The organism is Variovorax paradoxus (assembly GCF_022009635.1).
Lineage (GTDB): Bacteria > Pseudomonadota > Gammaproteobacteria > Burkholderiales > Burkholderiaceae_C > Variovorax.
In genome coordinates this window covers 4719653-4743879 of record NZ_CP091716.1, presented here as the reverse complement: position 1 = coordinate 4743879, position 24227 = coordinate 4719653, and the positions used below count along the sequence as shown (strand labels likewise).

The window sequence follows — 24227 nt, the reverse complement described above, 5'->3', positions numbered from 1 at the left end:
CGGCACCCGTCTTCCGGCGGGTGCCCTGAAAGCCTGGAGCCCCTGGACGGGGCTTTCGTGGGCTACTGGGGCGGCTGGCGGCCGTTGAGGTACGGCTCGGGGTCCACGGGGTTGCCGTTCCTGCGGATCTCGAAGCGCAGCTTCACGCGGTCGGCGTTGCTGCGGCCCATTTCGGCGATCTTGTCGCCCTGGCGCACCACGGTGCCTTCCTTCACGAAGATGGTCTGCAGGTGCGCGTACGCGGTGAGGAAGGTCTCGTTGTGCTTGACGATGACCATGTTGCCGTAGGCCGGCAGTTCGCCGCCCACGTACACCACGCGGCCGTCGGCCGAGGCCACGACCGGGTCGCCCAGCGTGCCCGCGATGTCGATGCCCTTGACTCGGTCGCCGTCGAAGCGCGCGATGGTCGGGCCGTTGGCAGGCCGGATGAACTGCGCGGCAGGGCGCTGGACGACCGGTGGCTTGGCCGCGGGGGGCGTGGGCCAGGGCGTGTTGAGATCGACGGTGGTGCACGCCGCGAGGCTCGCGGCAAGCAGCGCTGCAGCGCCGGTACGGAAAGCAAGAGTCTGGAGTTGCATGGCGCTCTGTTGGAACGGATTCGTTGCGGAGGGTTCCTGGGGTGCGACTTCGCCAAGCGTCGCCGGGCGGGCCGCGCGAGCGATGCTAGCAAACTCGCATGCTGCCTCCGTGCAGGACGCCAGCGCTACTTGAGCGGGATCGGCGTGCCGCGGTCGATGGGCACGGCCGTCACGCTGTTCTTGGGCGAGCCGTCGATCAGCAGGTCGGAGTAGGTCAGGTAGACCAGCGTGTTGCGCTTGGCATCGACCATGCGCACCACGCGCAGCCGCTTGAAGAGCACCGAAAGCCGTTCGCTGTAGACCTCTTCGCGCTTGGGCAGCGGCTGCGTCACGCTCACCGGGCCGACCTGGCGGCAGGCGATGGAGGCCTCGGCCTTGTCCTCGGCCACGCCGAAGGCGCCGGCCAGCCCGCCGGTCTTGGCGCGCGACACATAGCAGGTGACGCCGTTGACCTTGGGGTCGTCGTAGGCCTCTACCACGATCTTGTGGTCGGGGCCGATGAGCTTGAAGGCGGTGTCGACATCGCCCACCGTTTCCGCGCGCGCGTGCGCCGCTCCGGCCAGGACGAAGCCGAGGCCGAGCGCCGTGCGAAGCAGGGTGGAGCGAAGTGTCATGGTGGCGTGCGGTTTCAAACGAGATCGATGGTGTGGACGCGGTCGAAGCTGCCGCGCCGGCGGTCTTCGAAGTAGTGCTCGAGCGTTTCGCGCACGGTGCGAAAGGCGATTTCTTCCCATGGAATCTCTTCCTCGGTGAAGAGCTTCGCCTCGATGGTTTCGTGGCCGGGGTCGAACTTGTCGTCCAGCAGGCGGGCGCGGTAGAACAGGTGCACCTGGCCCACGCGCACGACGCTGATCACCGAGAACAGGCCTTCGATCTCGAAGTTCGCGCCGGCCTCTTCGTCGGTCTCGCGGGCCGCGCCCTGGGCGGTGGTTTCCTCGAGTTCCATGAAGCCGGCGGGCAGCGTCCACTTGCCCCAGCGCGGCTCGATGTTGCGCTTGCACAGCAACACCTTGTCGCCCAGGACCGGAATGGTGCCGACCACGTTGAGCGGGTTCTCGTAGTGGACGGTGTGGCAGGCCGGGCAGATGGCGCGCTGCTTGGTGTCGCCGTCGTCCGGAATGCGGTAGACCACGGCGGTGCCGCAGTTCTTGCAGTGCTTGATGGGAACGCGCAAAAACATGAAGCCGTCCGCCGCCTTCAGACGATCTTGACGGTCAGCGTCGGCAGGCCCGCGACTTCGCCCACGAGCGTGTCGCCGGCCACCACGGCGGCCACGCCTTCGGGGGTGCCCGTGAAGATGAGGTCGCCGGGCTGCAGTTCCCAGGCGGCCGACAGGTGCTCGATGGTCTCGGCCACGTTCCAGATCAGCTTGCTCACGTTGCTGCGCTGGCGGTCGGCACCGTTCACCTGCAGGGAGATTTCGGCCTTTTCGGCGTCGCCGGCCTGGGCCACGGGCACGATCGGGCCGATGGGCGCGCTCTGCTCGAAGCTCTTGCCGATGTCCCAGGGGCGGCCCTGTTTCTTCATGTCGTTCTGCAGGTCGCGGCGCGTCATGTCGAGGCCGACGGCGTAGCCGTAGATGTGCTTGTGCGCATCGGCCGCCGAGATGTTCTTGCCGCCGGTGCCGATGGCCACCACCAGTTCGATCTCGTGGTGCAGGTTCTTGGTGAGCGTGGGGTAGGCCATGGTGCCGGTCTGGCCGGCATCGACCGTCACCAGCGCGTCGGCCGGCTTCATGAAGAAGAAGGGCGGCTCGCGGCCGGTGAAGCCCATTTCCTTGGCGTGATCTTCGTAGTTGCGGCCCACGCAGTAGATGCGGTGCACCGGGAAGCGGGTGGGCTGGCCGGCCACGGGAACCGAAACGGTGGCGGGCGGGGCGAAGACAAACTCGGAAGCCATTGCGACGTGTCCTTTTTCAGCGAAACCTGGCGGGGGAAACCGGCAGTGTGCCAGAGGCGGGAGGCTCACAATAGCGCGTCTCGCGCAACCCCATTTCTTCGTTTCCAGTTTTCACCATGCCCATCCGACTCGGCAAAGCCGGCAAAGCCACAGCCTTCAACGAACTCGGCCGACGGCGCGACGATGAGGGCGACCAGGACGGCGCGCTCGAAGCCTACGCGCAGGCCAGCGCCGTCCACCCGTACTGGGCGGTGCCCTGGTACAACGCCGGCCTCATCCACAAGTACCGCGGCGACTGGGCCGCTTCGCTGCAGGCCAACGCCCGCGCGGTGCAGTGCGAGCCGGGCAACGAGGGCGCGCTCTGGAACCTGGGCATCGCCGCCACGGCGCTGGGCGACTGGGCCACGGCGCGGCGCGCGTGGCGCCAGTACGGCATCGGCATTCCGGACGGCGAAGGGCCGATCGACTTCTTCGTCGGCCTCACGCCGATCCGCGTGCAGGGCGACGAGGCCAGCGAGGTGGTGTGGGCCGACCGCATCGACCCGGCCCGCGCCATCCTGCGCAGCGTGCCGACGCCGGCCTGCGGCCATCGCTGGGGCGACCTCGTGCTGCACGACGGCGCGGCCAACGGCTACCGCATGCGCGGCGACCGCGAGGTGCCGGTGTTCGACGCGCTGGAACTGATCGCGCCGTCGGCCCACGGCACCTACGAGGTGACGGTCGAGGGCGCGACGCAGGACGACATCGACGCGCTCATCCGGCGCTTCGAGGCGGCCGATGCCAGCGCCGAGAACTGGACCACCAGCATGCAGGTGCTCTGCCGCGCCTGTTCGGAAGGGCGTCCCTACGGCGAGGGACACGACCACGAACCCGGCGAGGCGCCTGGCGCGCGCGGGCCTTGGCGGCTGGGCATCGCAGCCCGGGAGGAGGGCGCGGCGCTGCGCATCCTTGCCGAATGGCGCGAAACCGTGGCGCCGGAATCCCTGCTCGGCGAGCTGCGCTGTCTGCTACCTGGCGTGCCCCGTGCCTGAGGGCGCGCTATGCTCGGAAAATCATGAAGCTGCATAACTATTTCCGCTCCTCCTCCTCGTTCCGCGTGCGCATCGCCCTCAACCTGAAGGGCCTCGACTACGAATACGTTCCCGTGCACATCGCGCGCGGCGAGCACCGCACCGGCTCCTATCCCGCCCTTTCGGCCGACATGCTGGTGCCGCTGCTCGAGGACGACGGCGAGCGCTTCTCGCAGTCGATGGCGATCATGGAATACCTCGACGAATTGCACCCCGAGCCGCCGCTGCTGCCCAGCGACCCGGCCGGCCGCGCCCATGTGCGGGCGCTGTCGCAGTCGATTGCCTGCGAGATCCACCCGCTCAACAACCTGCGCGTGCTCAAGTACCTCGTGAAGGACCTGAAGCTCGACGAAGAAGCCAAGAACAACTGGTATCGCCACTGGGTGCGCGACGGCATGCTGGCCTTCGAACGCCAGCTCGCGCAGCAACCCGCCAGCACCTACTGCTGGGGCAACACGCCCACCATGGCCGACTGCTGCCTGGTGCCGCAAATCTTCAACGGCCGTCGCTTCGACTGCGACTTCAGCGGCCTGCCGCGCACCATGGCCGCCTTCGAGGCCTGCATGGAGCTCGACGCCTTCCAGCGCGCGCAGCCCTCGCGGGCACCCGACGCGGAAGCCTGAAGCCGATGGACGCACGCTGGCTCGTGCCCGAGTGGCCCGCGCCGCCGAACGTGCGGGCCGTGTGCACCACGCGCGATGGCGGCGTTTCCCTGGGGCGCTACCAGAGCCTGAACCTCGGCGACCATGTGGGCGACGAGGCGGCGCATGTCGCCGAGAACCGCGGCCGTTTGCGCGCGGCCATCGAGGCGCGCCCGGTCTTCCTGCAGCAGGTGCACGGTACCGGCGTGGTCGCCCTGGACGATGAGCAGCACGTGGTGCGCGACGGCACTGCGGCCGATGCCTGCACCGCCATCGCCACGGGGCTGGCCTGCACCATCATGGTGGCCGACTGCCTGCCCGTGCTCTTCGCCGACGAGGCGGGCCATCGTGTAGCCGCCGCTCATGCGGGATGGCGAGGTCTGGCGGGCGGCGTGCTCGAACAGACCGCACGTTCGTTCGCGTCGGGCGCGGTCGGCAAGGTCATCGCATGGCTGGGCCCCTGCATCGGCCCCAAGGCTTTCGAGGTCGGCCCCGAGGTCAAGGCCGCGTTCGAGGCGCATGCGCCCGAGGCCGCCGAGTGCTTTCGTCCCTCCGCATCCGCTGGCAAGTGGCTGGCCGACCTGCCGGCGCTCGCGCGCCAGCGCCTGAGGGCGGCCGGGATCGCGGCGGTGCATGGCAACGACGGCACCGACGACTGGTGCACCGTCGCCAACGCCTCACGGTTCTTTTCGCACCGGCGCGACGGCGTCAGCGGGCGTTTCGCCGCGCTGGTCTGGAAGGTCTGAGGCCGTTGTTTCTTCGGCCTTGGCCGCGCGGCGAGCGGCTTCCTGTGCCTCGGCCTCGCGCTGCTTGATGGCCCGGCGCCGCGCGGGGGTACTCATCAGGTAAACCACCAGTGCCAACGGCGCCAATCCGTACAAAAGAAATGTGAAGATGGCGCCCAGCACCGTGCCCGTGGTGTTGGTGGCTTCGGCCACCGCCATCATCACTGCGACGTAGAGCCAACCGATCACGATCAAATGGATAAACACGGAAGTTTCAGTCGGTAAGGGAAAGGGCGGCGTTGTGGGTGCCTTGTGAATGCAGGATACTCAAATCACGCAAGCCATCCGTTTCGTTTCAGGCGAGGACCAGGAGACATGATGAAGCAACAAGCCACGGGGGCCGATGCGTTCGCGCCCTTCCAGCAAGCAATGACCGAGGGATGGACCAAGGCGCTGGAAGCCTTCCAGCAGTCCGCCACGCAGGGGGCCGCGGCCTTCAATGTGGGCGGCACGCCGCTGTGGCAGATGCCGCAGATGTCGCCGTCCAAGCTGCCCGAGCTGCCGAAGCTGTCCATCGACCCCGAAAAGCTCCAGTCCATCCAGCAACAGTACGTTGCAGAAGCAACCGAACTCTGGCGCCGCGGCTTCGACGCCAAGCCCGAGGGCGACAAGCGCTTCGCCAGCGAAGCCTGGGGCAGCAACCCGCTGTCGGCCTTCTCGGCGGCCGTGTACCTGCTCAACGGCCGCACCATGCTCAACATGGCCGAGGCCATCGACGCCGACGAGAAGACCAAGGCGCGCATGCGTTTCGCTGTCGAGCAATGGATGGCCGCCTCGTCGCCCAGCAATTCGCTCGCCTTCAATGCCGAAGCCCAGAAGAAGGCCATCGAGACGCAGGGCGAGAGCATCGCCAAGGGCATCCAGAACCTGCTCAACGACGTGAAGCAGGGCCACCTGAGCATGACCGACGAGAGCGCCTTCGAAGTGGGCCGCAACGTGGCCACCACCGAGGGCGCCGTGGTCTTCGAGAACGACTATTTCCAGCTGCTCGAATACAAGCCGCTCACGGCCAAGGTCCATGAGCGGCCGTTCCTGCTGGTGCCGCCGTGCATCAACAAGTTCTACATCCTCGACCTGCAGCCCGAGAACTCGCTGATCCGCTATGCGAACGAGCAGGGGCACCGCGTGTTCGTGGTGAGCTGGCGCAACCCCGACGAGTCGATGGACAAGGCCACCTGGGACGACTACATCGAGAACGCCGCCATCAAGGCGATCCACACGGTGCAGGAAATCAGCGGGAGCAAGCAGATCAACACGCTGGGCTTCTGTGTGGGCGGCACCATCCTGAGCACCGCGCTGGCGGTGCTCGCGGCGCGCGGCGAAAAGCCCGCCGCCTCGGTCACGCTGCTGACCACCTTCCTCGATTTCAGCGACACCGGCATCCTCGACATCTTCGTGGACGAGGCCATGGTGCAGTACCGCGAAATGCAGCTCGGCAAGGGCGGCCTGCTGCCCGGCGGGGACCTGGCCTCGACCTTCAGCTTCCTGCGGCCCAACGACTTGGTGTGGAACTACGTGGTCGGCAACTACCTGAAGGGCGAGACCCCGCCGCCCTTCGACCTGCTCTACTGGAACAGCGACGCCACCAACCTGCCGGGCCCGTTCTATGCCTGGTACCTGCGCAACACGTACCACGAGAACAAGCTGGCCAAGCCCAATGCGCTCACCGTGTGCGGCGAGAAGATCGACCTGGGCAGCATCGACATCCCGGCCTACATCTACGGCTCGCGCGAAGACCACATCGTGCCCATCGGCGGCGCCTATGCCTCCACGCAGCTGCTGCCGGGCAAGAAGCGCTTCGTGATGGGCGCGTCGGGCCACATCGCCGGCGTGATCAACCCGCCCGCCAAGAAAAAGCGCAGCCACTGGATTCGCGAGGACGGCAAGTTTCCCAAGACCCAGGCCGAATGGTTGAGCGGCGCGCAGGAGCACCCGGGCAGCTGGTGGACCGACTGGGCACAATGGCTCAAGGGCCACGCGGGCAAGCAGATCGCCGCGCCCAAGGCGTACGGCAACGGCAAGGCCTACAAGGCCATCGAGCCGGCGCCGGGCCGCTACGTCAAGGCCAGGGCCTGAGCCCGCGCACCGACCGCCACCTTCAGATTTTCAAATCACTTCAACGGAGAACCTCATGGAAGACATCGTCATCGTTTCGGCTGCGCGCACCGCTGTCGGCAAGTTCGGCGGCTCGCTCGCCGGCATTGCCGCCACCGAGCTGGGCGCCATCGTCATCAAGGAAGTGATCGCGCGTGCCAACCTCACGGCCGACCAGGTGGGTGAAGCCATCATGGGCCAGGTGCTCGCGGCCGGCGCCGGCCAGAACCCCGCGCGCCAGGCATGGCTCAAGGGCGGCGGCACCAAGGAAACGCCGGCGCTCACCATCAACGCCGTGTGCGGCTCGGGCCTGAAGGCCGTGATGCTGGCGGCCCAGGCCGTGGCCACGGGCGACAGCGAGATCGTCATTGCCGGCGGCCAGGAAAACATGAGCGCCGCGCCGCACGTGCTGCCCAACTCGCGCAACGGCCAGCGCATGGGCGACTGGAAGCTGGTCGACACCATGATCGTCGACGGCCTGTGGGACGTCTACAACCAGTACCACATGGGCATCACCGCCGAGAACGTGGCCAAGAAGTTCGAGATCAGCCGCGCCGCGCAGGACGAGCTGGCGCTGGGCAGCCAGACCAAGGCCGCCGCCGCGCAGGACGCCGGCAAGTTCAAGGACGAGATCGTCGGCGTGAGCATTCCGCAGAAGAAGGGCGACCCCATCGTCTTCGACACCGACGAGTTCATCAACCGCAAGACCAGCGCCGAAGGCCTGGCCGGCCTGCGCCCCGCCTTCGACAAGGCCGGCGGCGTGACCGCCGGCAATGCCTCGGGCCTGAACGACGGCGCCGCCGCCGTGATGGTCATGACGGCCAAGAAGGCGGCAGCCCTGGGCCTGAAGCCGCTGGGCCGCATCGCCAGCTACGCCACCGCCGGCCTCGACCCCGCCATCATGGGCATGGGCCCGGTGCCCGCCTCGACCAAGGCGCTGCAGCGCGCCGGCTGGAAGGCCGCCGACCTCGACCTGCTCGAGATCAACGAAGCCTTCGCCGCACAGGCCTGCGCCGTGAACCGCGAAATGGGCTGGGACGTGAACAAGGTGAACGTCAACGGCGGCGCCATCGCCATCGGCCACCCCATCGGCGCCTCGGGCTGCCGCATCCTGGTGACGCTGCTGCACGAAATGCAGCGCCAGAACGCCAAGAAGGGCATTGCGTCGCTGTGCATCGGCGGCGGCATGGGCGTGGCGCTGACCATCGAACGCTGATCGGCGGAATGGGAGCGCGCTTGCTCAAAAGCGAGCGCGTCCCGTTCGATTTTTCGTTGTAACTGCAGCCATGTGGGTTGGTCTCGCCAGAGAGCCAACGCGCGAGCTCGTCGAGCAGGCGTTCGCTCGTCACGCGTCTGGCGCGAAGCTCTGGTGGGGCGACCTTGCGGACCCTGGCTTCGACGCAGACATTGCTATCAGCATCGAGCCAAATCCCAGCGAGTTCCCATTCGTTCTTCACGGGTGGGTCGTTGACGGGCAGGAATCGCAGCAGTACGAACTCGGACTTCGTTTGGCAGGGGAGCTCTGCATGCTGCTCGACTGTCCGACCATCTGCGACGGGAGTCACCACGGTCCGACCAAGAGTCCTTGCTGGAGCATCGTCTGGCAGTGCGGCGTTCCTTTTCTGGCGGACGATTGCGGCACGCTCTTCGCCGATTTTCAGGATGACATGTCGCTCGAGGAGTGGCGGCAGCTCGGTCCGGTCAAGATATTGCATGCCATTGGAATAGATCCGTGGCCTTTCGATTTCAGCCCGACATCGACGGCCGCTGCGCCATCGCAGCACGCCAGCGCAGCAGCTCGGGGTGCTGCTCCCCGGGCTTGACCCGCACCACGCGGGCGAAGTCCACCGCCACCACCGCGGTGATGTCGGCAATGCTGAACCGGTCGGTCGCGACGAACTCGCGGCCCGCCAGCCGTTCGTTCAGCGTCTCGAAGAAGTGCTGCACGCGGGCCAGTCCGCGCTGCGCGAGTTCGGGAATCTGGGCGTAGTCCACCGGCCCGGGCAGGGCGCGGCCGGCCATTGCCGGCGAGCCGTTGCGCAGCGTCTCGGCAATGGCCAGCAGGCCTTCGAATTCCACGCGCCAGTTCCAGCTGGCGATCTCGGCCTTTTCCGCCGGAGTGCGGCCCATCAGCGGCGGCTCCGGGTAGCGGGCCTCCGCCCATGCCGCGATGGCGGCGTTGTCGGTCAGCAGCAGGCCGTCTTCTTCCGTGCGCAGCGCGGGCACGGTGCACTGCGGGTTGATCTCGCGGTAGGCGGCGCCCAACTGCTCGCCGCGCACGAGGTCGACCTGGACCGTCTCATGGGCAATGCCCTTCTCGGCAAGCAGGATGCGCGCGCGCCGCGGGCTCGGCGCGGTGGCGCAGTCGTAGAGAATGATCATCGTCTGTCCAACTCCTGGAATTCATCGCATGAATGGCACGACCGCCTATACGCCGCCCACCGTCTGGTCCTGGAACAAGGAGAGCGGCGGCCGCTTCGCGAACATCAATCGCCCGATCGCGGGTGCCACCCATGACAAGGACCTGCCGGTAGGGAAGCATCCGCTGCAACTCTATTCGCTCGCGACGCCCAACGGCGTGAAAGTCACGGTCATGCTGGAAGAGTTGCTGGCGCTGGGCCATGCCGGCGCCGAGTACGACGCGTGGCTGATCCGTATCAACGACGGCGACCAGTTCGGCAGCGGCTTCGTGGCGGTGAACCCGAACTCCAAGATCCCCGCGCTGATGGACCGCAGCGGCGCCGCGCCCATTCGCGTGTTCGAGTCGGGCGCGATCCTGCAGTACCTGGCCGAGAAATTCGGCGGCGCCTTCCTGCCGACCGAGCGCGCGGCCCGCGCCGAGTGCCTGTCGTGGCTGTTCTGGCAGATGGGCAGCGCGCCGTACCTGGGCGGCGGATTCGGGCACTTCTATGCCTACGCACCCGCGAAGATCGAATACGCCATCGACCGCTTCGCGATGGAAACCAAGCGCCAGCTCGACGTGCTCGACCGCCGGCTGGCCGAGAGCCGCTACCTGGCGGGCAGCGAATACACCATCGCGGACATGGCCGTCTGGCCCTGGTACGGCACGCTCGCCAAGGGGCAGCTCTACGAGGCGGGCGAGTTCCTGCAGGTGGGCGAGTACAAGAACGTGCTTCGCTGGACCGACGAGATCGCGCAGCGCCCCGCGGTGCAGCGCGGCCGCATGGTCAACCGCACCTGGGGCCAGCCGTCGAGCCAGTTGCATGAGCGGCACGACGCCGGCGACTTCGACACCCGCACCCAGGACAAGCTGCAACCACCGGCCTGAGCCGCCCCCCTGCAACAAGGAGCCCCGATGAGCGACAAGATTCTGGTCTTCTACGGTTCCTACCGCTCCGACCGCATGGGCGTGCGCCTGGCGGACTACATCGTCGAGGGCCTGAACGGGCGGGGCGCCCAGGCCGAGCTGATCGACGCCAAGGCCGTCAACCTGCCCATGCTCGACCGCATGTACAAGGAATACCCCAAGGGCACCGCGCCGGCGGCGATGGAAGCGCTGGCGCAGAAGATCCGCGCGGCCGACGCCTTTGTCTTCGTGACCGGCGAATACAACTGGGGCCCGCAGCCCGGCCTCAAGAACCTGACCGACCATTTCCTCGAAGAGTGGTTCTGGCGGCCCGCCGCGGTCGCGAGCTATTCGGCGGGGCGCTTCTCGGGCGTGCGCTCGGGCACTGTGTGGCATTCGATCCTGTCGGAGATGGGCATGGTCGTGGTGTCGAGCACGCTCGCGGTCGGGCCGATCTCGCAGACGCTCGATGCGAATGGCAAGCCCACGGGCAGCGCGGGCGAATCGCTCGACCGCTCGTTCGGCCGGTTCGCGGACGACCTGGCGTGGTGGACAGAGGCGGCGCGGGCGCAGCGGGGGCGCAAGGCACCGCCGTATTGAGTCCGGAAAGTTCAGGCTGGACGGGGCACCCGGACCATCTTGTTCACTGCTCAAACTTTGAGCAAGTTGTTGAATCCCTTTATAAAACAACGACTTAAATTGCTTTTACAAGGCTCCACCTGAGTTACCCCCAAAGTTGTGCACAGAAAATGGGGAGTAACCCGGACGGGTGCGATTCCGCGTGCAAGTTGGCGGCACGCAGCGAAAAAATCTTCTCCCGCACAAGGCGTTCAGGCCGAACTCCAGCCATCCTCTGCTAGGAACTTTGGCCTGAAAACGCCTTTCCGGGAGGGTACGCATGCCGAGGTTGTGCACCGCTCAAAAATTGGGCAAAGTGTGGAATACCTATACAAAACAACAAGTTGCGTTGCTTTTACAATGCTCCGCATGAGTTACCCCCAAAGTTGTGCACAGAAAATGGGGACTACGCGGACTGGCTCAGCTTTCGCGCATAACTTGCGATGAACCGGGCTGGCCGAGCGCCAGTGCCTCGTCGGCGTAGTGCTGGCACAAGGTCTCGACCAGCGCCTGCGCATAGATCGGCAATGCCGCCCGGTCGCGCACCAGCAGGTAGCGCTCCCGCACGCACCACGCGTCGCTGAGGTCGATCAGCGCAAGCTGCATGCTGTCCTGGTTGCGCCGCGCGGCCGACTCGGGCACCACGCCGATGCCCACGCCGCTGCCGATCATCCGGCACATGGCGTCGAAGCTCCCCAGCTGGATGCGCAGCTTCTGCCGCTTGCCCAGGTTGTCGGTGATCTGCCCCAGGAAAGTCTGCAGCGTGCTGCCCTGCTGCATGCCGATGGCGTCTTCGTCCAGCGTCTCGGCGAAGGCGATGCTGCGGCGCCTGGCGAAGCGGTGCTTGCGCGAGGTGGCCAGCACCAGCCGGTCGGTGCTGAAGTGGATGGCCTCCAGCCCGAGCGTGTCGACCCGGCCCGCGACGATGCCGATGTCGGCGCGGCCGTCGAGTACGCCGCGCGGGATCTGAGCATTCGGTTTTTCCTGAAGGTCGACGTTGATGCGCGGGTTGTGCGCCAGGAAGTCCGGCAGGATCTCGGGCAGGAAGTCGGTCACGGCCGTGGTGTTGGCGAACACGCGCAGGTGGCCGCGCAGGCCGCCGCCGTATTCGAGCAGGTCGGCGCGCAACTGCTCGGTCTGGTGCAGCACCAGGCGTGCGTGATGCAGGAAGGCTTCGCCCGGCGGCAGCAGCCGCACGCCGCGCGCCTCGCGTTGCAGCAACTGCAGGCCGGCCTGCGTTTCCAGTGCCTTGATGCGCGCGCTGGCGGCGGCCAGCGACAGGTGCTGGCGCTCGGCGGCCCGCGTGAGGTTGCCGAGTTCGGCCGTGGCCACGAAGAGCCGCAGGTCGGTGAGGTCGAAGAGCATGGCGCGATGGTAGGCCCAAGCCTTCGGTATTTCAGAAGACTGGGTTCCGAATTCGCAGATTGCGCGTGCGGGTGGGGGCGACGACCATGCGGCCATGGAGACAAGAAATATGAGCTTTCGCGCATTCGCGCTGCTGGCCTTCACCGCCGCAGCCACCCTGGTTCAACCGGCTTCGGCCAGCGCCGAACCGTATCCCTCGCGCCCCGTCACGCTGGTCGTGCCGCAAGCGGCCGGCGGCACCAACGACATCGTCGGGCGCTTCGTCGGACAGAAGCTCGGCGAGGTGATGAACAACGCCAGCGTGGTGGTCGACAACCGCCCCGGCGCGGGCGGCAACATCGGCACGCAGCTGGTGGCCAAGGGCCCGAAGGACGGCTACACGCTGCTCATGACCATCAGCAGCAGCCAGGCCATCAACCCGGCGCTGTACAAGAACCCCGGCTTTGATCCGGTGAAAGACTTCAAGCCCGTGGGCCTCGTCGGCGCGGTGCCCAACGTGCTGCTGGTCAACCCTTCGTTTCCAGCCAAGAACTTCGCCGAGTTCCTGAAGCTTGCGCGGCAGAAGGGCGCCAACTACCAGTACGCCTCGGCCGGCAACGGCACGCTCAACCACCTGCTGGGCGAAATGCTCAACAGCATGGCCGGCATCTCGCTGCAGCACGTGCCGTACAAGGGCGTGGCCCCCGCGCTCAACGACGTGCTGGGCGGCCAACTGCCGATCGTGTTCGCCAGCCTGCCTTCGGCGCTGGCGCACATCAAGGCCGGCAAGCTGCGCGCGCTGGCGGTGAGCGGCGAGAAGCGCTCGCCCGTGCTGCCCGACGTGCCCGCCATCGCCGAGGCGGTGCCCGGCTACAACGGCACGCTGTGGATCGGCCTGTTCGCGCCTGCCGGCGTTCCCGCCGACGTGCTGGCGACATTGCAGGACGCCACGCGCAAGGCGCTGGCCTCCAAAGACCTGCGAGACAAGCTCGACCAGCAGGGCGTCGAGATCGCGCCCGACACCACCCCCGACCAGTTCGCGAAGCTGCTGCAGGACGACCTCGCCAAATGGGCGCGCATCGTCAAGGCATCCGGCGCGGCGGTCGATTGAACGACACGAAGAACCCCATGAGCACCGACACACCGACGACACCTTCCACGATCGACAGCGACGCGCTGGCGAAGCTGCAGGCCTGGCAGGGCCGAAGCGAAACGCTGGCCGACGACATCACCGCCGCCCCCGTGCGCGCGCTTTCCGCCACCCTCGACCGCGACGACGCGGCGCCCGTGGCCGGCACGCGCCTGCCGGAGCTGTGGCACTGGCTCTACTTTTTGCCGCACCACCGCCAGTCGGAGATCGGCGAAGACGGCCACGCCCGGCGCGGCGGCTTCCTGCCGCCGGTGCCGCTGCCGCGCCGCATGTGGGCCGGCGGGCGGCTGCGCTGGGAGGCGGGCAATCCGCTGCGGGTCGGCGACAAGGTGGAGCGCACCTCGACCATCGCGTCGGTCACGCACAAGGCGGGGCGCACCGGAGAACTGGTGTTCGTGCTGGTGCGCCACGAGGTGCGCAACGAGCGCGGCCTGGCGCTGACCGAGGAGCACGACATCGTCTACCGCGCCGCCGCCCAGCCCGGCGATGCAGTCCCGCCGCCCACGCCAGCGCCGAAGGACGCGGCCTTCAGCCGCGACATCGCACCCGACGACGTGCTGCTGTTCCGCTACTCGGCGCTGACCTTCAACGGCCACCGCATCCACTACGACCGCCGCTACGTGACGCAGGTCGAGGGCTACCCGGGCCTGATCGTGCACGGCCCGCTGATCGCGACGCTGCTGGTCGACCTGCTGCGCCGCAACGTGCCGGGCGCGCAGCTCGCGCGCTTCGAGTTCCGCGCGGTGCGCCCGACCTTCGACATCGCGCCGTTCCGCGTGCACGGAAAACCCGGAGCGGACGGCAAGACATTCAGCCTCTGGGGCGAAGACGCCGACGGCTGGCTCACCATGCAGGCCACGGCCGTGCTGGCCTGAGGGGAGTAAAGAAGACATGACCAGACCCCTGGACGGCATCACCGTCATCTCGCTCGAACACGCCATTGCCGCGCCGTTCTGCACCCGCCAGCTTGCCGACCTTGGCGCGCGCGTCATCAAGGTGGAGCGGCCCGGCGACGGCGACTTCGCGCGGGCCTACGACGAGCGCGTGGGCGGCGAGGCTTCGCACTTCGTGTGGGTCAACCGCTCGAAGGAAAGCATCACGCTCGACCTGAAGCAGCCCGCCGCGCTCGAGGTGCTGCGGCAACTGCTGGCCGATGCCGACGTGCTGGTGCAGAACCTCGCGCCCGGCGCGGCGGCGCGCATGGGGCTCGGTGCGCAGGCGCTGCAGGAGGCGCACCCGAGGCTCATCGTCTGCGACATCTCGGGCTACGGCGACAACGGCCCATACCGCGACAAGAAAGCCTACGACCTGCTGATCCAGAGCGAGGCGGGCTTCCTGTCGGTCACCGGCACGCCCGACGAGCCCTGCAAGTCGGGCAACTCCATCGCCGACATCGCGGCGGGCATGTACGCCTACACCGGCATCCTCGCGGCGCTGCTGCAGCGCGGCAAGACCGGCAAGGGCTCGCACATCGACGTGTCGATGCTGGAGTCGCTGGCCGAATGGATGGGCTACCCGATGTACTACGCCTACGACGGCGCGCCGCCGCCGCCGCGCAGCGCCGCGTCGCACGCGACCATCTACCCCTACGGTCCGTTCCCGGCGGGCGACGGCGGCACGGTGATGCTGGGCCTGCAGAACGAGCGCGAATGGCGCGTCTTCTGCGAGAAGGTGCTGCTGCAGGCGGCGCTGGCGACCGATGCGCGCTTCGACAGCAACGCACGGCGCAACGAGAACCGCGAAACGCTGCGCGCGATCATCGTGCAGACCTTCGGCGCGCTGAGTACCGCGCAGGTGCTCGAGCGGCTGGACACCGCGCAGATTGCCAACGCGCGCATGAACGACATGGCCGGCCTCTGGGCGCATCCGCAACTGCAGGCGCGCGAGCGCTGGCGGCAGGTGGGCTCGCCGGCCGGGGACATTCCCGCGCTGCTGCCGGCCGGTCGGCAAAGCGCGTTCGACTACCGCATGGACCCGATCCCGGCGGTCGGCCAGCACACCGACGCCATCCTGCGCGGCCTCGGGCGCAGCGAGGCGGACATCGCGGCGTTGCGCGAGGCGGGGGCGGTGTGAGCGGCATTTCCCTCGCGCCCCTGGCACCCTTGGCGCTGGCGCGTGCCTTCCTCTTCGTGCCGGCCGACCGGCCCGAGCGCCATGTCCGCGCGCTGGCGACCGGTGCTGGCGGCGTGATCGTCGATCTGGAAGACGCCGTGGCGCCAGAGCGCAAGGTGGCGGCGCGCGACGGGCTCGCGGCTTCGTTCGCCACGCTGCCGGCCGAACAACGTGGGCGTTTGCTGGTGCGTGTGAATGCCCAGGGCACGTCGTGGCATGGCGACGACTGCGCGCGGGTCGGCGAGCTGGCGAGGCAAGGCCTGATCGCCGGCGTGATGCTGCCCAAGGCCGAACGCGCCGAAGACCTGGCGCGGCTGGCCGAAGCCGTCGGGCCGCGAGGCGTGCTGGTGCCGCTGATCGAATCGGCCGCGGGGCTCGCCGCCATCGACGAACTTGCTGCCGCCCCGCAGGTGCTGCGCCTGGCCTTCGGCAATCTCGATTTCCAGGCCGACCTGGGCCTGGCCTGCGGGCCGGACGAAGCCGAGCTGGTTCCCGTGCGCCTGGCGCTGCTGCTGGCCACGCGCCGCGCCGGGTTGCCCGCGCCCATCGACGGCGTGACGCCCGACTGGCGCGACGCCGGGCGCCTCGCGGCTGACACCGCGCGTGCCCGGCGCGGCGGCTTCGGCGCCAAGCTGTGCATCCACCCCGACCAGGTCGCGCCGGTGCACGCCGCGCTCGGCCCCAGCGCCGAAGAGCTGGCCTGGGCTCGCCGCGTGATCGAGGCGATCCGCGCATCGGGCGGCGGCGTGGTCAGCCTCGACGGCCGCATGGTCGATGCGCCGGTCGTGCGGCTTGCCGAGCGGCTGCTCGCGCTCGATGGGCCGCCTTCGCTTTGAGACAGATACCCATAACCATAGGAGACAAAGAAGTGACCGCAACGAAGAAGACCTGGAAATTCAAGACCCTGATCGCGGCCGCCTCGGTGGGCGCCTGCCTGCTGGCGGCCCAGTCGCCCGCCGCCGCGCAGGCCGCCTGGCCCGACAAGCCGATCACCATGGTCGTGCCGTATTCCGCCGGCGGCCCGACCGACGTGGTGGCGCGCATGCTCGCCATCCCGATGGGCAAGTCGCTCGGCCAGACGGTGATCGTCGAGAACACGGTCGGCGCGGGCGGCACCATCGCGCCGGCGCGGGTGGCCCGGGCGGCGCCCAACGGCTACACCATCCTGATCCACCACATGGGCATGGCCACCGCGCCCGCGCTCTACAAGAAGCTCAACTACGACCCGCTGAAAGACTTCGAATACGTCGGCCAGGTGCTCGACGTGCCGATGACGCTGCTCTCGCGCAAGGACTTCCCGGCCAACAACTACCAGGAACTGCTGGCCTACGTGAAGGCCAACAAGGACAAGGTCACGCTGGCCAACGCGGGCGTGGGGGCGGTGTCGCAGCTGTGCGGCCTGCTGTTCATGAACCAGATCGGCGTGCAGCTCACCACGGTGCCCTACAAAGGGGCGGGCCCGGCGCTGAATGACCTCATGGGCGGCCAGGTCGACTTGCTGTGCGACCAGACCACGCAGACCGCGCCGGTCATCAAGGACGGCAACCGGGTGAAGGTGTTCGGCGTGACCACGCCCAAGCGGCTGTCGAGCATGCCGAACATCCCGACGCTGGACGAGCAGGGCCTCAAGGGCTTCGATGTGCGGGTGTGGCACGGCATCTATGCGCCGAAGGGCACGCCGCCCGCGGTGATCGAAAAGCTGAACGTCGCGTTGCGCGCCGCGCTGCAGGACGACATGGTCAAGCACCGCCTGGCCGAACTCAGCTCGGAGATCGTGCCGCTGGACAAGCAGACGCCGGAGAGCCTGCGCACCCACCTCGCGGCGGAGGTGGAGAAGTGGGGCAAGGTGATCCGTGCCGCGGGTGTGCAGGCGGACTGATTCGTCAGGCGGGCGGGGCTTCTTCCGGCTGCGCCCGCAGCGTTTCCTCGAACAGCGCGAGCAACTGGCGCGCGAACAGGTTCATGTTGCGCGGCCGGTCGGTGCCGCCGTTCTCGATGGTGCGGCTCACCGTGGCCGTGTCACCGACCGCGGCAAGGCACACATGCCCCGGCATGTCGCCGTACGGGCTGCCGGCCGGGCCGGCCGCGCCGCTCTCGGCGATGCCCCAGCCCGTGTGATGCGTGTCGCGGATGCGGCCCGCGACGAGGCGGGCGTAGGGCTCGGTCTCGCCGCGCATGCCGGTCATGTCTTCGGCGGTGAGGCCCAGCAGCGCCCGGCCCGCGCGTCGCGAGTAGACGACCGCGCCGCCCCGGAAATAGGCCGACGCGCCCGGAACCGCGAGCAGCGCGGCCGACACCAGGCCGCCGGCCGAAGACTCGACGACCGAGACGGTCTGGCCCCGCGCACGCAGCAGTTCGCCCACGCGCGCGGCCAGCACCGCCAGCATCTCGGGGTTGTCGATGGAAGAGGAAGAGGGCGCCGTGCTCATGGCGCGGTGAACGGGCTGCCCGGCCGCTTCACGTAGGCCGGCGCGCGCTCGTGGCTGGCGGTGTTGCCGTAGACCGTGTCGGCCGGGTAGTACTCCGACTGCAACTGCACCTTGGCGGCGGCTTCCTCTCCGGCGGTGTGGGCAATGAAGGCCAGCATCAGGTCGGTGCCGGCCGAGACCCCGGCGGAACTCCAGACGTTGCCGTCCCGCACGAAGCGCTGCTCGACCACCTTCACGTCGCCCAGCGCGCGCAGTCGGTCGAGCGAACCCCAGTGCGTGGTCGCCGTCTTGCCCGACAGCAGCCCGGCCGCGTGCAGCACGAAGGCGCCGGTGCACACCGACAGCAGCGCGCGGCAGCCGGGCGCCTGGTCGGCCAGGAAACGGGTCATCACCGGGTTGTCGACCTCGCGCCGGGTGCCCATGCCGCCGGGCACGAGCAGGTAATCGAGCGGCGGGCAGTCGGCAAAAGACACATGCGGGTTGATCGACAGGCCCTTGGCGCAGGCCACCGGCTCGCGCTTTTCGGCCACGATCAGGCAGTTGGCGGGACCACCGGCCAGCTTGCTCCACATGGTGAGCATTTCCCAGGGGCCGACGAAGTCGAGTTCCTCGACCTCGGGAAAGATGATGATCCCGAAATTCATACTTTCGAACTCCTTGGTGTTTGCGTGGTGTTGGCGGCCGTGCAAGAGCGTACAGATGCGAGGATAGAGTCTGCGCTGAAGCCACGCTTCGTGACAGCTGGTTGCAAGCTTGGCTCAGTGTTTTCCTCAGAGTTCGGTGGTCCGAAACTCGCTAGAGTGAAGGCGGCCGTTCAGGCTTTTGCTACGTACATAAAGGAATTCTCATGAGCAAGAAAGTTGCATATGTCACCGGGGGCATGGGTGGCATCGGAACAGCCATCTGCCAGCGTCTGCACAAGGACGGGTTCACCGTGGTCGCCGGTTGCGGCCCCACGCGCGACTACGCCAAGTGGCTGGCCGAACAGAAAGCCGAAGGCTTCGAGTTCCACGCGTCGGTCGGCAATGTCGGCGACTGGCAATCCACCGTCGAAGCCTTCTCCGCCGCCAAGGCCGCGCACGGCCCCATCGACGTGCTGGTCAACAACGCCGGGATCACGCGCGACCGCATGTTCCTGAAGATGACGCCCGAGGACTGGAGCGCGGTCATCGAAACCAACCTGAACAGCATGTTCAACGTCACCAAGCAGGTGGTGGGCGACATGGTCGAAAAGGGCTGGGGCCGCATCATCAACATCAGCTCGGTGAACGGCGCCAAGGGCCAGGCGGGCCAGACCAACTATTCGGCGGCCAAGGCCGGCATGCACGGCTTCACCATGGCGCTGGCGCAGGAGCTGGCCAACAAGGGCGTGACGGTCAACACCGTGAGCCCGGGCTACATCGGCACCGACATGGTCAAGGCCATCCGCCAGGAAGTGCTCGACAAGATCGTGGCCACCATTCCGGTCAAGCGCCTGGGCGAGCCGAGCGAAATCGCCTCGATCATCTCGTGGCTCGCCACGGACGAAGGCGGCTACAGCACCGGGGCCGACTTCTCGGTCAACGGTGGCCTTCACATGCACTGAGCATGCTGACCCGAACCTGATCGACAAAACCCGCCTCGGCGGGTTTTTTCATTTCAACGACGTGGGTTCCACGGATAGAAAAGCAGCAATAACGCGTCCTACTGTTCTCAACCCTCCGGAGGCAAACATGGAAAGCACAACAAGCACATCCGCCAGAAAGCTCCCGCTCTATCGTTCGCTGTACGTGCAGGTGATCACCGCGGTGATCATCGGCGTGCTGCTCGGCCACTTCTATCCGGCGGTCGGGGAAGCGATGAAGCCGCTGGGCGACGGCTTCATCAAGCTCATCAAGATGATCATCGCGCCGATCATCTTCTGCACGGTGGTGGTGGGCATCGCCGGCATGGAGGACATGAAGAAGGTCGGCAAGACCGGCGGACTGGCGCTGCTGTACTTCGAGGTCGTCTCCAGCATCGCGCTGGTGGTGGGGCTGGTGCTGGTCAACGTGCTGCAGCCCGGCGCGGGCATGAACGTCGACCCGGCCACGCTCGACACCAAGTCGATCGCCTCGTACACCGGCCCCGGCAAGATGACCGGCACCGTCGACTTCATCCTGAACATCATCCCGAACACGCTGGTCGACGCCTTCGCCAAGGGCGAGATCCTGCAGGTGCTGCTGATCGCGGTGCTGTTCGGCTTTGCGCTGCACCGCTTCGGCGGGCGCGGCACGCTGGTGTTCGACGTGATCGAGAAGGGCTCGCACGTGCTCTTCGGCATCGTCAACTACATCATGAAGCTGGCGCCCATCGGTGCCTTCGGCGCGATGGCCTTCACCATCGGCAAGTACGGGCTGGGCAGCCTGTTCTCGCTGGGCAAGCTGATGGGCACCTTCTACCTGACCTGCCTCTTGTTCATCTTCGTGGTGCTGGGGCTCATCGCGCGCTTTCACGGGTTCAGCATCTGGAAGTTCATCAAGTACATCAAGGAAGAGCTGCTGATCGTGCTGGGCACGTCTTCCAGCGAATCGGTGCTGCCGCGCATGATGGAGAAGATGGAGAACCTGGGCGCCAACAAGACCTGCGTGGGCCTGGTGATTCCCACGGGCTATTCGTTCAACCTGGATGGCACCTCGATCTACCTGACGATGGCGGCCGTGTTCATCGCGCAGGCCACCAACACGCACATGACGCTGGTGCAGGAGATCACGCTGCTGGCGGTGCTGCTGCTCACCTCGAAGGGGGCTGCGGGCGTGACCGGGAGCGGCTTCATCGTGCTGGCCGCCACGCTGTCGGCGGTGGGCCATGTGCCGGTGGCGGGGCTCGCGCTCATCCTGGGCATCGACCGCTTCATGTCGGAGGCCCGCGCGCTCACCAACCTGATCGGCAACGGCGTGGCCACCATCGTGGTCGCCAAGTGGACCAATGAGCTGGACGAGAACCGCCTGCACGCCGCGCTCAACAACGAGACCTGGATCGAAGCGCAGGAACCCGAGGCGCTGGACGCGGCGCGCAGCGGAAAGATGGCCGGATAGCCGGGGAACACCCCCAGGCTTCGCCTACCCCCTTGCAAGGGGCAACACCAGCGGCCCGGCAAAGCCGGTTCCGCGGTGTTCCGCAAAGAATCCTGCCAGCCTTAAAGGTTGAACATCGTTCCTGCAAAATGGAGCGATGCCCCATAGCGTTTCCCTCATCAACACGATTGCCGCCGGCCTGGGGCTCGCGCTCGTGTTCGGCTTTCTTGCCGCCAAGCTGAGGTTGCCGGCGCTGGTCGGCTACCTGCTGGCCGGCGTGATCATCGGCCCGTTCACGCCGGGCTTCGTGGCCGATGCGGGCATTGCCGCCCAGCTCGCCGAAATCGGCGTGATGCTGCTGATGTTCGGCGTCGGCCTTCATTTTTCCCTGGACGATCTGCTGGCGGTGCGCAAGATCGCGCTGCCCGGCGCGCTCGCGCAGATCGCCGTGGCCACGCTGCTCGGCGGCGGGCTGGCCATGTGGTGGGGCTGGAGCCCCGGTGCGGCGCTGGTGTTCGGCCTGGCGCTGTCGGTGGCCAGCACGGTGGTGCTGCTGCGCGCGCTCGAGAGCCTGGGCATCCTCGATTCGTTCACCGGTCGCATTGCCATCGGCTGGCTGGTGGTCGAAGACCTGGCGATGGTGCTGGTGCTCGTGCTGATGCCGCCGCTGGCCGGCACGCTGGGCGGCCACGCCGCGCAGGAAGGCCCGGCCGACCCGCTGTGGCAAACCCTGGGCCTCACGCTGCTGCAGGTCGGCGGCTTCGTGGCGCTGATGCTGGTGGTGGGGCGGCGCGTGTTCCCGTGGATCCTCTGGCAGGTCACGCGCACCGGCTCGCGCGAGCTGTTCACGCTGTGCGTGGTGGCGGCGGCCGTGAGCATCGCCTTCGCGTCGGCGGCGCTGTTCGGCGTGTCGTTCGCGCTGGGCGCGTTCTTCGCGGGCATGGTCATGCGCGAGTCGCAGTTCGCGCACCGCGCCGCGGAAGAGTCGCTGCCGCTGCGCGACGCCTTCGCGGTGCTGTTCTTCGTGTCGGTGGGCATGCTGTTCGACCCCTCGGTGCTGATCGAGCGGCCGTTGCAGGTGCTGGCGGTGGTGCTGGTCATCGTGCTGGGCAAGTCGCTCGCGGCCTGTGCGCTGGTGCTGGTGTTCCGCTACCCGCTGGGCACGGCGCTCACGGTGAGTGCGAGCCTGGCGCAGATCGGGGAGTTCTCATTCATCCTGGCCGGGCTGGGCGTGTCGCTGGGGCTGCTGCCGGTCGAGGGGCAGAGCCTGGTGCTGGCGGGCGCGCTCATCTCCATTGCCACCAACCCGCTGTGGTTCAGCCTGATCGCGCCCATGCAGAAATGGCTGCATGCGCACTCGTCGTTCGCGCGCGGGCTGGAGTCGCGCGACGATCCGCTGGCTGAGCTGCCCATGACCACCGAGGCCAAATACCTCTCGCGCCAGGTGGTGCTGGTGGGCTATGGCCGCGTCGGGCGCCGTATCGCGGCCGAGCTCGACGCCAACGACATTCCCTACGTGGTCGCCGAGCAGAACCGCGAGCTGGTCGAGAAGCTGCGCGAGGCCGGCACGCCCGCCGTGTGGGGCGATGCGGCCGACCCGGCCGTGCTGATCCAGGCGCACGTGGCGCGCGCCCGCGTGCTGGTGGTGGCCACGCCCGACGCCATGAACGTGCGCCAGATGATCGAGACGGCGCGCACGCTCAACCCGACCATCCAGACCGTGATCCGCAGCCACAACGAGCAGGAAGCCAAGTTGCTGACGCAGGAAACCGCCGCCACCGTCTTCCTCGGGGAGCACGAACTCGCGCAGGCCATGGCGCGCGACGTGGTGCAGCGGGCCGTGTCGATGGCCGCCCCGGCCTGACCGGCTCAGAGGTCTTCGATCACCAGCGTGCGGTAGCGCTGCGCGATGGAATAGGGCACGGTGCGCACCAGCACCATCAGGCGCTCGGCGGCCTGGCCGTCCCTGGTCCTGACCAGCAGCGCCGTATGCCCGTCGCGCGCCAGCTTGGTGTACGCGCGCACCGTCGCCCCGTCGGTGCCGGCGGAAGGCAAGGGGTCGTCCGCGGTCTCCGCGGTCGGGGTGATCTCGGAGAGCACCGTGTGGGCGGGAAGCAGGTAGACCTCGTCGCCGCTGATGCCTTGTTCGATCAGGCGGTGGCCGATGCGATGGGCGTCTTCCGCGTTGGGGAACATCACCATCGAGTAGCCGGTCGGATAGAAGGCGCCGCCGATACTCGAGCGCATGCCGGGTTCAAGAATGAAATGCTTCATGTTGCCTCCTGCTGGTGTTGAGCGAAGGTTGTCGTCGTTGTCGCGAAGCTCCCTGGCTACAACCATAGGTCGCATGGGGAAGACCCCCTGTAGGAGAAGCCCGGAAGCTGTCAACCGGCGCGGGCCTCTACCCATTCACCAGTCAGCACTGCCTAATCCATTCCATGCCCACACAGAGAAACATCGCACTCACTGTCCATGAGCTGGAAAAGGGGGAGTTCTACTGGGTGCTGATGGAAGCGGTGGCCGGCGAACCCGGCGAGGCATCTCACATCTACGAGCCGCTGGAGGCGGCGCTCGAGCCCTACGCCAGCTACTCGAACGCGCTGGTGGCCGGCGTGGCCGTGATGCGGCGCCTGTTCGGGCCCGACGGGAATACCGGCTCCCTATAATTCCCCCGGTTACGGTGTGCTGATTCTCACGAATCACACCAATCAACACGGTTCGAAGGTGCCCCGACCGCCATGCAATGGCGCAGGGGTTAAACGGGAAGCAGGTGCGCCGCGTCGTCATCGACACGGTTATTCCTGCGCTGCCCCCGCAACGGTCAGCGGATCGGAAATTCTCAAGCCAGCGCCTCATTGACGAGGCCGGCAGCCACTGCGCTTCGGCGTGGGAAGGCGAGGGTTTCTGCCCGGTCGCGCACTGCAAGAAAAAGCAGTGCGCCGCCGGGCGCTCCGCAAGCCCGGATACCGGCCTTGGACACCGCCTTCGGCAAACAGGCGCCTGCGGGGACGCGGGCCAAGGAGAGATCACATGAGTCATCGGATATCGCCGGCGTGGTTGCACGGGCCGCGCCGTGCCTTGTCGCGCCTGTACCCCGGGCCAGGGCCGGCCGCCGCCTTGAAGGGCTTGCGCACGCAAGTCCAGGAACCAACAATCAACTTTCGC

At 67.5% G+C, this 24227-nt stretch carries 26 protein-coding genes and 1 riboswitch; of the genes, 16 read left to right on the top strand and 10 right to left on the bottom strand.

Annotated elements, in window-relative coordinates; translation table 11 throughout:
- Nucleotides 1–62 precede the first annotated feature (62 nt).
- From L3V85_RS22040 to L3V85_RS22025, 4 genes are all read right to left on the bottom strand, one after another.
- Nucleotides 63–578 carry a murein hydrolase activator EnvC family protein gene (locus L3V85_RS22040; protein ID WP_337250091.1) on the bottom strand — a complete coding sequence of 172 codons (516 nt, stop codon included), beginning with the start codon at nt 576–578 and terminating at the stop codon, nt 63–65.
- Between the two features lie 125 nt (nt 579–703).
- The gene (locus L3V85_RS22035; RefSeq protein WP_237674833.1) at nt 704–1192 is read right to left on the bottom strand and encodes a CreA family protein; all 489 of its coding nucleotides are present in this window, start codon (nt 1190–1192) and stop codon (nt 704–706) included.
- A 14-nt stretch (nt 1193–1206) separates the two neighbouring features.
- Nucleotides 1207–1758 (bottom strand): NUDIX hydrolase, encoded by a 552-nt coding sequence (locus L3V85_RS22030; protein ID WP_237674832.1) that lies wholly within the window; start codon nt 1756–1758, stop codon nt 1207–1209.
- Nucleotides 1759–1775: 17 nt separating this feature from the next.
- The gene (locus L3V85_RS22025) at nt 1776–2477 is read right to left on the bottom strand and encodes a fumarylacetoacetate hydrolase family protein (protein ID WP_237674831.1); all 702 of its coding nucleotides are present in this window, start codon (nt 2475–2477) and stop codon (nt 1776–1778) included.
- Nucleotides 2478–2593: 116 nt separating this feature from the next.
- Here L3V85_RS22025 and L3V85_RS22020 point away from each other — a divergent pair, with 116 nt between their 5' ends.
- The 3 genes from L3V85_RS22020 to pgeF are packed head-to-tail and all read left to right on the top strand — an operon-like array spanning nt 2594 to nt 4934.
- Complete coding sequence (locus tag L3V85_RS22020; protein WP_237674830.1) at nt 2594–3508, top strand: tetratricopeptide repeat protein; 915 nt, start codon at nt 2594–2596, stop codon at nt 3506–3508.
- A gap of 23 nt (nt 3509–3531) precedes the next feature.
- A complete protein-coding gene (gene maiA / locus L3V85_RS22015; RefSeq protein ID WP_237674829.1) occupies nt 3532–4170 on the top strand; it encodes a maleylacetoacetate isomerase in 639 nt (212 codons plus the stop codon).
- Between the two features lie 5 nt (nt 4171–4175).
- On the top strand, nt 4176–4934 hold the full coding sequence (pgeF, locus tag L3V85_RS22010; RefSeq protein ID WP_237674828.1) for a peptidoglycan editing factor PgeF: 759 nt from the start codon (nt 4176–4178) through the stop codon (nt 4932–4934).
- Here the strand turns inward: pgeF and L3V85_RS22005 are convergent.
- Nucleotides 4866–5180 (bottom strand): hypothetical protein, encoded by a 315-nt coding sequence (locus L3V85_RS22005; protein WP_237674827.1) that lies wholly within the window; start codon nt 5178–5180, stop codon nt 4866–4868. The genes pgeF and L3V85_RS22005 overlap by 69 nt on opposite strands.
- A gap of 111 nt (nt 5181–5291) precedes the next feature.
- On the opposite strand from L3V85_RS22005, the gene phaC reads away from it, so the two are divergent.
- Both phaC and L3V85_RS21995 read left to right on the top strand, forming a co-directional pair.
- Nucleotides 5292–7049, top strand: coding sequence for a class I poly(R)-hydroxyalkanoic acid synthase (gene phaC, locus L3V85_RS22000; protein ID WP_237674826.1), 1758 nt, complete (start codon nt 5292–5294; stop codon nt 7047–7049).
- A gap of 55 nt (nt 7050–7104) precedes the next feature.
- The gene (locus tag L3V85_RS21995; protein ID WP_237674825.1) at nt 7105–8283 is read left to right on the top strand and encodes an acetyl-CoA C-acetyltransferase; all 1179 of its coding nucleotides are present in this window, start codon (nt 7105–7107) and stop codon (nt 8281–8283) included.
- Nucleotides 8284–8813: 530 nt separating this feature from the next.
- On the opposite strand, the gene L3V85_RS21990 is transcribed toward L3V85_RS21995, so the two are convergent.
- Nucleotides 8814–9449, bottom strand: a complete 636-nt coding sequence (locus L3V85_RS21990; protein ID WP_237674824.1) for a glutathione S-transferase family protein — start codon at nt 9447–9449, stop codon at nt 8814–8816.
- Between the two features lie 28 nt (nt 9450–9477).
- On the opposite strand from L3V85_RS21990, the gene yghU reads away from it, so the two are divergent.
- Nucleotides 9478–10356, top strand: a complete 879-nt coding sequence (gene yghU / locus L3V85_RS21985; RefSeq protein ID WP_237674823.1) for a glutathione-dependent disulfide-bond oxidoreductase — start codon at nt 9478–9480, stop codon at nt 10354–10356.
- 27 nt (nt 10357–10383) lie between these two features.
- Entirely contained in the window at nt 10384–10974 is a 591-nt protein-coding gene (locus tag L3V85_RS21980) for an NADPH-dependent FMN reductase (protein ID WP_237674822.1), read from the top strand.
- Between the two features lie 438 nt (nt 10975–11412).
- Here the strand turns inward: L3V85_RS21980 and L3V85_RS21975 are convergent, their stop codons facing one another.
- Nucleotides 11413–12357, bottom strand: coding sequence for a LysR family transcriptional regulator (locus L3V85_RS21975; RefSeq protein ID WP_237674821.1), 945 nt, complete (start codon nt 12355–12357; stop codon nt 11413–11415).
- Nucleotides 12358–12466: 109 nt separating this feature from the next.
- On the opposite strand from L3V85_RS21975, the gene L3V85_RS21970 reads away from it, so the two are divergent.
- Genes L3V85_RS21970 through L3V85_RS21950 form a run of 5 tightly spaced genes read left to right on the top strand, consistent with a single transcriptional unit; the run spans nt 12467 to nt 17477 of the window.
- Complete coding sequence (locus L3V85_RS21970; RefSeq protein WP_237674820.1) at nt 12467–13447, top strand: tripartite tricarboxylate transporter substrate binding protein; 981 nt, start codon at nt 12467–12469, stop codon at nt 13445–13447.
- A gap of 17 nt (nt 13448–13464) precedes the next feature.
- Nucleotides 13465–14361, top strand: a complete 897-nt coding sequence (locus L3V85_RS21965) for an FAS1-like dehydratase domain-containing protein (protein ID WP_237674819.1) — start codon at nt 13465–13467, stop codon at nt 14359–14361.
- A 16-nt stretch (nt 14362–14377) separates the two neighbouring features.
- Complete coding sequence (locus L3V85_RS21960; RefSeq protein WP_237674818.1) at nt 14378–15559, top strand: CaiB/BaiF CoA transferase family protein; 1182 nt, start codon at nt 14378–14380, stop codon at nt 15557–15559.
- 5 nt (nt 15560–15564) lie between these two features.
- Entirely contained in the window at nt 15565–16434 is an 870-nt protein-coding gene (locus tag L3V85_RS21955) for an HpcH/HpaI aldolase/citrate lyase family protein (RefSeq protein WP_414080238.1), read from the top strand.
- Nucleotides 16435–16466: 32 nt separating this feature from the next.
- On the top strand, nt 16467–17477 hold the full coding sequence (locus L3V85_RS21950; RefSeq protein ID WP_237674816.1) for a tripartite tricarboxylate transporter substrate-binding protein: 1011 nt from the start codon (nt 16467–16469) through the stop codon (nt 17475–17477).
- Nucleotides 17478–17481: 4 nt separating this feature from the next.
- Here the strand turns inward: L3V85_RS21950 and L3V85_RS21945 are convergent, their stop codons facing one another.
- Both L3V85_RS21945 and L3V85_RS21940 read right to left on the bottom strand, forming a co-directional pair.
- Nucleotides 17482–18027, bottom strand: a complete 546-nt coding sequence (locus tag L3V85_RS21945; RefSeq protein ID WP_237674815.1) for a CinA family protein — start codon at nt 18025–18027, stop codon at nt 17482–17484.
- Nucleotides 18024–18671 carry a DJ-1/PfpI family protein gene (locus L3V85_RS21940; RefSeq protein ID WP_237674814.1) on the bottom strand — a complete coding sequence of 216 codons (648 nt, stop codon included), beginning with the start codon at nt 18669–18671 and terminating at the stop codon, nt 18024–18026. The genes L3V85_RS21945 and L3V85_RS21940 overlap by 4 nt, the downstream gene beginning before the upstream one ends.
- 203 nt (nt 18672–18874) lie before the next feature.
- Between L3V85_RS21940 and phbB the strand changes: the two genes are divergently transcribed.
- The 3 genes from phbB (at nt 18875) to ybaL (ending at nt 22926) form a co-directional block, all read left to right on the top strand.
- On the top strand, nt 18875–19612 hold the full coding sequence (phbB, locus tag L3V85_RS21935; RefSeq protein WP_081269077.1) for an acetoacetyl-CoA reductase: 738 nt from the start codon (nt 18875–18877) through the stop codon (nt 19610–19612).
- 127 nt (nt 19613–19739) lie between these two features.
- Nucleotides 19740–21083, top strand: coding sequence for a dicarboxylate/amino acid:cation symporter (locus L3V85_RS21930; RefSeq protein ID WP_237674813.1), 1344 nt, complete (start codon nt 19740–19742; stop codon nt 21081–21083).
- Nucleotides 21084–21219: 136 nt separating this feature from the next.
- Nucleotides 21220–22926, top strand: coding sequence for a YbaL family putative K(+) efflux transporter (gene ybaL / locus L3V85_RS21925; protein ID WP_237674812.1), 1707 nt, complete (start codon nt 21220–21222; stop codon nt 22924–22926).
- A 5-nt stretch (nt 22927–22931) separates the two neighbouring features.
- Here ybaL and L3V85_RS21920 read toward each other — a convergent pair whose 3' ends face one another.
- Entirely contained in the window at nt 22932–23336 is a 405-nt protein-coding gene (locus L3V85_RS21920) for a hypothetical protein (RefSeq protein WP_237674811.1), read from the bottom strand.
- A gap of 164 nt (nt 23337–23500) precedes the next feature.
- Here L3V85_RS21920 and L3V85_RS21915 point away from each other — a divergent pair, with 164 nt between their 5' ends.
- Nucleotides 23501–23728, top strand: coding sequence for a hypothetical protein (locus tag L3V85_RS21915; protein ID WP_237674810.1), 228 nt, complete (start codon nt 23501–23503; stop codon nt 23726–23728).
- Nucleotides 23729–23768: 40 nt separating this feature from the next.
- A riboswitch (cobalamin riboswitch) is annotated at nt 23769–24051 on the top strand.
- Nucleotides 24052–24227: the final 176 nt, after the last annotated feature.

Bases quoted from the DNA above. Each gene is read 5' to 3' on its own strand.
- L3V85_RS21945 (WP_237674815.1), bottom strand. From the start codon at position 18,027: ATGAGCACGGCGCCCTCTTCCTCTTCCATCGACAACCCCGAGATGCTG.
- L3V85_RS21995 (WP_237674825.1), top strand. From the start codon at position 7,105: ATGGAAGACATCGTCATCGTTTCGGCTGCGCGCACCGCTGTCGGCAAG.
- phbB (WP_081269077.1), top strand. From the start codon at position 18,875: ATGAGCAAGAAAGTTGCATATGTCACCGGGGGCATGGGTGGCATCGGA.
- L3V85_RS21915 (WP_237674810.1), top strand. From the start codon at position 23,501: ATGCCCACACAGAGAAACATCGCACTCACTGTCCATGAGCTGGAAAAG.
- L3V85_RS21975 (WP_237674821.1), bottom strand. From the start codon at position 12,357: ATGCTCTTCGACCTCACCGACCTGCGGCTCTTCGTGGCCACGGCCGAA.
- pgeF (WP_237674828.1), top strand. From the start codon at position 4,176: ATGGACGCACGCTGGCTCGTGCCCGAGTGGCCCGCGCCGCCGAACGTG.
- L3V85_RS21960 (WP_237674818.1), top strand. From the start codon at position 14,378: ATGACCAGACCCCTGGACGGCATCACCGTCATCTCGCTCGAACACGCC.
- L3V85_RS21980 (WP_237674822.1), top strand. From the start codon at position 10,384: ATGAGCGACAAGATTCTGGTCTTCTACGGTTCCTACCGCTCCGACCGC.
- yghU (WP_237674823.1), top strand. From the start codon at position 9,478: ATGAATGGCACGACCGCCTATACGCCGCCCACCGTCTGGTCCTGGAAC.
- L3V85_RS22025 (WP_237674831.1), bottom strand. From the start codon at position 2,477: ATGGCTTCCGAGTTTGTCTTCGCCCCGCCCGCCACCGTTTCGGTTCCC.
- L3V85_RS21930 (WP_237674813.1), top strand. From the start codon at position 19,740: ATGGAAAGCACAACAAGCACATCCGCCAGAAAGCTCCCGCTCTATCGT.
- L3V85_RS21965 (WP_237674819.1), top strand. From the start codon at position 13,465: ATGAGCACCGACACACCGACGACACCTTCCACGATCGACAGCGACGCG.
- maiA (WP_237674829.1), top strand. From the start codon at position 3,532: ATGAAGCTGCATAACTATTTCCGCTCCTCCTCCTCGTTCCGCGTGCGC.
- L3V85_RS21970 (WP_237674820.1), top strand. From the start codon at position 12,467: ATGAGCTTTCGCGCATTCGCGCTGCTGGCCTTCACCGCCGCAGCCACC.
- L3V85_RS21920 (WP_237674811.1), bottom strand. From the start codon at position 23,336: ATGAAGCATTTCATTCTTGAACCCGGCATGCGCTCGAGTATCGGCGGC.
- L3V85_RS21940 (WP_237674814.1), bottom strand. From the start codon at position 18,671: ATGAATTTCGGGATCATCATCTTTCCCGAGGTCGAGGAACTCGACTTC.
- L3V85_RS22040 (WP_337250091.1), bottom strand. From the start codon at position 578: ATGCAACTCCAGACTCTTGCTTTCCGTACCGGCGCTGCAGCGCTGCTT.
- phaC (WP_237674826.1), top strand. From the start codon at position 5,292: ATGAAGCAACAAGCCACGGGGGCCGATGCGTTCGCGCCCTTCCAGCAA.
- ybaL (WP_237674812.1), top strand. From the start codon at position 21,220: ATGCCCCATAGCGTTTCCCTCATCAACACGATTGCCGCCGGCCTGGGG.
- L3V85_RS22035 (WP_237674833.1), bottom strand. From the start codon at position 1,192: ATGACACTTCGCTCCACCCTGCTTCGCACGGCGCTCGGCCTCGGCTTC.
- L3V85_RS22020 (WP_237674830.1), top strand. From the start codon at position 2,594: ATGCCCATCCGACTCGGCAAAGCCGGCAAAGCCACAGCCTTCAACGAA.
- L3V85_RS21990 (WP_237674824.1), bottom strand. From the start codon at position 9,449: ATGATCATTCTCTACGACTGCGCCACCGCGCCGAGCCCGCGGCGCGCG.
- L3V85_RS22030 (WP_237674832.1), bottom strand. From the start codon at position 1,758: ATGTTTTTGCGCGTTCCCATCAAGCACTGCAAGAACTGCGGCACCGCC.